The sequence below is a fragment of the Anaerolineales bacterium genome, assembly GCA_022866145.1.
GTDB lineage: Bacteria > Chloroflexota > Anaerolineae > Anaerolineales > E44-bin32 > PFL42.
Window position 1 is genome coordinate 1 of record JALHUE010000088.1, and the last position, 4533, is coordinate 4533.

Annotated in this window: 4 protein-coding genes; 2 read left to right on the plus strand and 2 right to left on the minus strand. The window is 65.9% G+C overall.

Annotation, left to right across the window (positions count from 1 at the left end; all coding sequences use genetic code 11):
* On the minus strand, positions 1-931 hold a 931-nt coding region (locus MUO23_02900), incomplete at its 3' end, for a lamin tail domain-containing protein (GenBank protein MCJ7511903.1).
* Between the two features lie 658 nt (positions 932-1589).
* On the opposite strand from MUO23_02900, the gene MUO23_02905 reads away from it, so the two are divergent.
* Positions 1590-2096 (plus strand): hypothetical protein, encoded by a 507-nt coding sequence (locus MUO23_02905; protein ID MCJ7511904.1) that lies wholly within the window; start codon positions 1590-1592, stop codon positions 2094-2096.
* Positions 2097-2155: 59 nt separating this feature from the next.
* A complete protein-coding gene (locus tag MUO23_02910; protein MCJ7511905.1) occupies positions 2156-2650 on the plus strand; it encodes a PH domain-containing protein in 495 nt (164 codons plus the stop codon).
* Between the two features lie 173 nt (positions 2651-2823).
* Here MUO23_02910 and MUO23_02915 read toward each other — a convergent pair.
* Positions 2824-4533 (minus strand): M1 family metallopeptidase (locus MUO23_02915; protein MCJ7511906.1); only part of this gene is annotated, 1710 nt, incomplete at its 5' end.

The window sequence follows — 4533 nt, forward strand, 5'->3', positions numbered from 1 at the left end:
CGGTGAGCCGCCAGCCGGAGAGGTCGATGGCCTCCGAGCCCGGGTTGTAGAGCTCGATCCATTCGTCGGACGACGAGGCCAGGGTGCCAGCCCAGGCGACCTCATTGATCCACACAGCTCCAGCCGGGAAGGCCCGGGCGAGCGACAGCGGCACGGTTGGTGAGGGAGTGGACGTCGAGGTTGGCGTCGGAGTCGATGTCTCGGTTGGCGTGGGTGTCGGAGTCGGCGTCTCCAGGCCAGTGGGCGTGCTGGATGGGGTGGGCGGGGAACTGGCGGAAGCCGTCGCGGTCGGCGTCATCGTTGATCCTTCTGTGGCGGCGGGAGTCGGCGTCTCCAGGGAGGTGGGCGTGCCCGACGGCGAGGGCAGGAGGGTTGGGGAGGGTATCGTCGTCTCCCCGACGAAGTCTGAGAGTTCAGAGTCCTCGGGTGCAGGCGGCTCAGACTCGACTGTGTCCGACGCCGTGGCGCCGACAATCGATGTCGCCAGTCCGTCAGGATCGGCCCCCACCGACATTGAAGGGAGAGCTTCAGTGCCGGGCGGGACCGTCGCCTCCACGGTGGAGGTCTCCGGCGGGAGCAGACCAGAATCGGTGCTGTCGGTCAACTCACTCTGCTGCAACCCCGGGTCGGGCTGTGCTTGCTCGTCCCCGGCTAGACTCGTGAAAGCGGGGACATCCGGCGGTCGTACCCCCGGATCGGTTGTTGCGTTTTCGCCGAGGGCGCCATCGGCGCTCTCGGCGAATTCGGAGGCGGGAGAGCCTGGATCAGCAGTCGGCATGGGATGCGATTCGGGAAGCTCGGCCAACCCTGGCGTGGGAAGACCCTCAGGATCAAGCGCCGGCTGGCCCCAGGCAGGCGGGGCCGCCAGAAGCAAGAGAGCGACCACTCCGGTGAGTGCGGCCGAAATGCGGAAAGGCGTGCGGTGGGACATACGCTCCCCCTAGCTATCCATCGGACGGAGTTGGCGAGCCAGCCCGCGATGCGATCGGCACAAAACCGCCGGCCTAGAAACAGCACCCCTCCGTGGGATTGCCGTTATCGACGCGGCGGCAGTCGTCCGGAAAGGGACAGAGGTATGGGGCTCTCGACAAGGATGGGAAATAAGGCAGCGGCCATTGCAGCCGCGGCGGGGATCGGGTGGACGGCGCATCGAACCCCCTTGGCCGTCGATCCTCAGAACAAAGTGCCCTGAGCCTGTTCTACTCTAGCACGGTCGAACGCGGCGAGTCAATTGCAGCCCGACGCGGGTGGATTGGGTCGTCGCCAATCGCCAAGTTGGCCTGTCTACCCGGTCGATCCCTCCCCCGCGACGGGTGACCGTCTGCTCCGTGAGCGCACGACCCTCCTGTCAATCCTGTCCCCCCGCGCTTGCAGGGTTGTGGGCAGCCCGCCAGAGTTCTCCGGGCCATCCGGCCTGGAACCCGTCCCCTCCCCCGTTGGGGGGATAAGGCCCGAGACAGCCTGGGCGCACGGAGGTTGGAAGGGGGCATGGTCAGCTTGCCGGGGACGTGGCGCCTGTGATCGCGACAGGCGCGGGAGAAGTGTCTCGATTCATGTGGCGTCAACGTGTGATTGCGATAAGATAGGCCATGTTTATCCAGTGGAGGGACATCTGGCGCCTTCAGCGGCGCCTGCGCTCAGCGCAGGATCTGCTGGCGTGGAGCGAGCAGGCAGCTGTGCTCATGGGGGCCTTCGAGCGTGCCCTGCGCCAGTCTGGGCCGGACGCCCCCTCAGATGTGGTTCTCAACCGCATTGACTGGGGGCTGGAGCATCTTCGGCGGCAGTCAACCGCCATCCGGCGCCCGCTGGCAAGGCATGAACGTCGGCTAGCAGACCAGCTGGAAGCCTGCCTGACACAAGCTTATGAGCTGCGCAACCAAACACTGAGCTACCTGATTCGTTGGGAGGCTGACCGCGGGGACTTCTCCGCCAGGCGCTGGGCCCACGCCACGCGGCGCGAGCGGGATGAAGCGTTGCTGCCGGCGCTGCAGGTCCTGCGCCGGCTGAATGCCGTCCTGGCGGAGGTGGCCCCTCGCTTGCAGGGTGTGGCCGGCGAATGGACGATTCGCCAGCAGCCCCCACCGCTCGCCGGATGATGATACACTCCGCCTCAGCGGCCGCAGGCATCCACAGCAGGTCGTCGGGGAGGGAAGCCATGGCAGCCAGCTACCTGGAGAGCCTGCTCGCGCAGAACGAGAAGGTCCTGCGCGTCGCCCGCCAGCATTGGACCATCCTGCTGCGCGCAATCGTGTTGGAGATCGCTATTATTCTGGTCCTGTTCGTGGCTACGACCATCGCCGGCGCGTTCTTTGCCCCGCTGTTCCTGGCCTACTTGCTGATCTTGGTCCCGCTGGTTCTACTGGTCCTCGATGTCCTGCGCTGGTGGAACCTGCAGTACGTCGTCAGCAACCGACGCGTAATCCAGGTCTCGGGTGTGTTCAACAAGGCGACCATCGATTCGTCGCTTGAGAAAGTGAACGACGTCAAGATGGAGCAGTCGTTCTTCGGCCGCGTACTGGACTACGGCGACATCGACATTCTGACCGCCAGTGAGCTGGCGGTGAACCGGTTCAGGCGCATCAGCCAGCCGATCGCCTTCAAGACGGCCATGTTGAATGCCAAGGAGCAGATGGGGTCCGACAGTAGCTAGCGCCAGACCGGCGCGGCGGGTCACCGGGCACCTGCGACGAGACTGAGCGTGAGTTGTGGGGTAGCCCCACAACTCACGCTTTCCCCTTGCTGGAGCGGAATTCTCGGACACACCCGAGCCCGGTGCTGGATTGGGATAGACGAACTCGCAGCGGCTTCGCCTGGAGGCAGACGTCACAAGCCCTCGGCGCGGAGCAACCGTTCGACCTCCAGCTGGGTCAACGGGTGATAACCCGGACGGGCCCGTTGGTAGAGCGGGCGGGCCTTCGAGCGCGTCCAATGCGTCTGGGCCACTGCGCGGAAGAGGCGCATCAGGCTCAGGCGCGAGCCGGAGGCAAGCAGCAGCGCCTCGGCCCGCGGCCAGACGGCGAGGTAGCCGCTGCGAATAGCCAGGCTGTAGAAGAGCGACTGGGTCATGAAGCGCCGGCAGTGCGGCATGTCCAGGGCCTGATCGAGCTGGCGGCAGGTCTCTGGCGAGAGACAGTCAGGAAGCATCTGCAGGAAGAGTACCAGCTGATCCGGCGTCCACTTCCTGGCCTGCGCCTTGGAGAGCGCGCCGGCTGCCAGGAAGGAAATGGCCGCCGCCTCGACTGCATCGTAGGCCGCTGAGTGGAAGGCGGGACCCCCGGCGGGATAGCCGGGCTGGTAGATCCACTCCTCAATCGGCACCCGGTCGAAGGCCTGCGGCAGATTCTGGCGCAAGTAAGCTAGGAACTGCTCCGTGGTGATTGAGCGGAAGGCGTGCAGCTGGATGTAGCCGTGGATGAAGGCGTCGAAGACCTCGCGCCCGACCGATTGCTCGATCAGCATCAACAGGAACAGGCCCTTGTAGTAGGGGACGCGCGAGAACACATCCTCCGGATCGACGCCTAGCATCGGAAACTTCAGTTGGGTGTACTGCGGCGTCGGGCGGAAGCGCTCGTAGTCCTCGAACAGCAGGTTGCGGTCGCGCACCGCGGCCAACTCGACGTACTCGCGCCCGTACAGCCGCTCGCAAATCCGGTACTCAGCGTAGGTCGTCCAACCCTCGTTCAGCCAGAAATCCTCCCAGGTGGCGTTGGTCACCAGGTTGCCGGTCCACGAATGGGCCAGCTCGTGCGCCACCAGGCTGGTGTCGGCGCGGTCGCCGGTAAGGAAGATGGCGTTGGCGAAGGTCAGGCGCGGGTTCTCCATCCCGCCATAGGGGAATGACCGCGGCAGGATCAGCAGGTCGTAGCGGTCCCACAAGTAGGGGCCATACAGTCCCTCGGCGATCTGCAGCATCTGCTCGGTTTCGGCGAACTCCCAGGCAGCGGCCTCGATCAGCGCCGGCTCGGCGTAGATCCGGCAGCGCGAGGTGATGTCGTGGGAGGCCAGGTCGCCGACGGCCAGGCCGAACAGGTAGGAGGGGATCGGCTGCGGCATGTGGAAGCTGAACACGCCCTGGCCGCCCTGCTCGCTCTGACCCTCGGGGGCGGCGGCCATCAGTCCGACCAGCGGTTTCGGCACGTGCAGCCGGGCGCGGTAGGTAAAGCGCACCGACGGCGTGTCCTGGCACGGAAACAGACTGCGGGCGTGAATCGCCTGGCACTGGCTGTACAGGAACGGATGGCGGCCGCCGGCGGTCTGCGAAGCCTCCATCCACTGCAACGCACGCGCCGTCGGCGGCAGCTGGAATTCGATCTCGAACTCGGCCGCACCGGGCGGCAGCTGCAAGCTGAGCCGCCGACCGAGGATGGCGTCCTCGGCGTCGAACGACCAGGGCACCGATGCCTCTCCGGCCTGCACCCGCTGGATCTTGATGGCGTGCGTGTCGAGGAAGAGCGGACCGCCGCCGGGGCGATCGAGCGCATACCGGGCGTGCCCGTGGGTCGTTCGGTTGTCGAAATCAAAATGGAAGTCGAA

Coding starts and splice junctions, on each gene's coding strand:
- MUO23_02905 (MCJ7511904.1), top strand. CDS start 1,590: ATGTTTATCCAGTGGAGGGACATCTGGCGCCTTCAGCGGCGCCTGCGC.
- MUO23_02910 (MCJ7511905.1), top strand. CDS start 2,156: ATGGCAGCCAGCTACCTGGAGAGCCTGCTCGCGCAGAACGAGAAGGTC.